Raw genomic sequence first — 3,092 nt, 5'->3', positions numbered from 1 at the left:
ACATTATCCAAATCAAAGTTCATCTTTTTATCTGCTTTTATGCTTTGGATAAAAACATATATTGTATATAAAACTAGCTTTGATATTAAAATAGAAAACTTGATGCAAGAGTTTATTTTACTCATTAATCCATTAAGTTTCTTATTGCTGTTCTTTGGTATTTCTTTTTTTATTAAGGAAAAACATCGAAACAAATTTATCATATTTGCTAGTTTAATATCCTCATTTGTTCTATTTGCGAATGTTGTTTTTTACAGATTCTTCAACGACTTTTTAACGCTTCCAGTGCTCTTCCAAACCAGTAATATGGGGGATTTAGGAACGAGTATTACAGGGAACCTGAACTTTACAGATCCACTCATGTTCATCGATGTGGTCATCCTGATTTTGATTAATAAATATAAACCGGACTTTGCTGTTGCCGGGGAAATTACGAAGAAGGAAAGAAGATCCTATTTTATTTTAGTTGCGGCTGTGTTCTTTTTTAATCTAGGATTAGCCGAAGCTCAGCGACCACAATTATTAACAAGAACATTTGACCGCGAAATGTTAGTGAAGAATATAGGGACATACAACTATCAAATTTATGATATCGTCCTTCAATCGAAATCATCCGCACAAAGAGCTTTAGCTGACAGCAGTTCTTTTATTGAAATAGAAAACTACTTAAAAGCAAATCAAAAGGACCCTAGTGAGAAATATGGCATTGCCCAAGGAAAAAATGTCGTGGTTATCTCAATGGAATCCCTGCAAAACTTTGTGATTAATGAAACCATTGATGGAGAAGAAATCACACCATTTTTGAATGACTTAATAAATGAAAGCTATTACTTTGACAATTTTTATCATCAAACAGGTCAAGGTAAGACATCAGATTCTGAGTTTTTATTAGAAAATTCATTGTATCCACTTGGACGTGGAGCTGTATTCTTTACACATGCTACCAATGAATTTACAGCAACACCTGAATTTATTAAGGACTATGGATATTTCTCATCAGTCTTCCATGCGAATAATAAGACCTTCTGGAACCGGGAGATTATGTATGATTCTTTAGGATATGACAAATTCTTTGATGTTGAAAGCTATGATGTCACAGAAGAAAATTCGATTGGTTGGGGTTTAAAGGATAAAGAATTCTTTGAACAATCCATTGACCTTTTGAAATCTCAGCCACAGCCGTTTTATTCGAAATTTATTACCTTAACAAACCATTTCCCATTTGAACTTGAGGAAAAGGATCGAATGGTAAATGAATTCGATTCTAATTCAAGAACGTTAAACCGTTACTTCCCAACTGTTCGCTATATGGATGAGTCCATTAAACTCTTTTTCGAGCGACTAAAAGAAGAGGGAATGTACGAAAATACAATCTTCGTCCTATACGGGGACCATTATGGAATTTCGGAAAACCATAATAAAGCAATGGCTCAGTTTTTAGAAAAAGAAGAAATTACACCATTTGATTCAATCGAATTACAAAAGGTCCCTTTAATCATTCACATCCCTGGTGTGACGGATAAGAATCCAGAAGTAATTTCTGCTGTATCTGGACAAATTGATTTAAAACCAACGATTTTGAGTCTACTTGGTATGGATATACAAAACGATGTCCATTTCGGCAGTGATTTATTTTCAAAAGAAAAATTCCCATTTGTTGTTTTAAGGGATGGCAGCTTCATCACAGATAACGTTGTATTTACGAAAAATGCTTGCTTTGACAAAGCATCTGGTGAAGAGACTGAAATCAGCTACTGTGAGCCGTTCATGGAGAAAGCGGGATATGAATTAGATTACTCTGATGAAATTGTGTATGGGGATCTTCTCCGCTTTTATAATGGAACATCCTACAATGAACCAGTACCAGGAGAGTTTGCGGAATAATAAATCGAAGCCTTGGCCAAATGTTGGTCAAGGCTTTTCCTATGGCATGAAGTACATACCATTGCTCATAACTTAATAGAAGAAGGGGGTTTTTGTGTGAAGGTAATTGTCCGACGAGGTGACACGCTTTGGTATTATAGTCAATTGTTTAGAATCCCTATCCATTTACTTATTGACTCCAATTTACATTTAAATAGTAACCAAATGAAGGTTGGAGAAATTGCGAATATACCAGGTTTTATTATACAGCCAAAACAAATTGTTGCCGGTGATACATTATGGAAGCTAGCTCAATCCCGTTCACTTTTGGCTGATGCTTTATTTTTAGTAAATCCAGGGGTGGAAGCAGAAAATCTACAAGTCGGTCAAACTATTCAAGTTCCTGAAAGAGTCGTGAATCCAGTCGTAAATGGAAATCGAAAATATGATTTTGAAGATTTGCTGAAGGATATTCAAGAACTACAATCGATTTATCCGTTTCTTCAAACACGTTCAATTGGAATAAGTGTATTAGGAAAGGAACTACTGGAGTTACGATTGGGGAGAGGTACAAAAAGGGTTCATTGGAACGGATCCTTTCATGCAAACGAATGGATCACAACGAATGTGATCATGACCTTTTTAAATGAGTATTTACTTGCCTTAACCAATATGGCGCCAATTCGTGGGTTTTATGTTGATCCCCTTTATTTAGATTCCTTCCTATCGATTGTCCCAATGGTTAATCCAGATGGCGTCGATTTAGTCCTCAATGGTCCACCTGAACAGGAACCATATAAACAAGAAGTTGTAAACATTAATCGTGGAAGTCTTGATTTTAAAGACTGGAAAGCGAATATTCGAGGTGTCGATTTAAATAATCAATTTCCGGCCAACTGGGAAATTGAAAAGAAACGGAAAGAACCTAAGTCACCAGCACCTCGAGACTATCCCGGGGAAGCCCCGTTAACTGAGCCTGAGGTAATTGCAATTGAAAAATTAACCAAGACCTCCAATTTTTGCAGTGTCTTAGCCTTTCATACTCAAGGAGAGGTTATTTATTGGGGCTATGAAGAACTTGAGCCTGCTGAAGCGCAAAACTTGGTGAAGGAATTTTCAAGAGTTTCGGGCTATAAGGCAGTTCGTTTTGTTGATAGTCATGCAGGCTTCAAGGATTGGTTTATCCAAGAATGGAGACGCCCTGGGTTTACGTTTGAATTAGGTAAAGG

2 protein-coding genes are annotated in these 3,092 nt (G+C 36.3%); both read left to right on the top strand.

From position 1 onward, the window contains the following. The coding region (locus V7147_RS06065; protein WP_335366960.1) for an LTA synthase family protein at positions 1-1,884 on the top strand (1,884 nt) is incomplete at its 5' end. A 96-nt stretch (positions 1,885-1,980) separates the two neighbouring features. Beyond that, positions 1,981-3,092, top strand: a 1,112-nt coding sequence (locus tag V7147_RS06060; RefSeq protein ID WP_335366959.1) for a M14 family metallopeptidase, incomplete at its 3' end; no start/stop codon positions are given.

The sequence above is a fragment of the Bacillus sp. JJ1521 genome, assembly GCF_036965165.1.
Taxonomy (GTDB): domain Bacteria; phylum Bacillota; class Bacilli; order Bacillales; family Bacillaceae_L; genus Ferdinandcohnia.
Note: the sequence above shows the minus strand (reverse complement) of the source record. Positions and strands in the feature narration are given on the sequence as shown.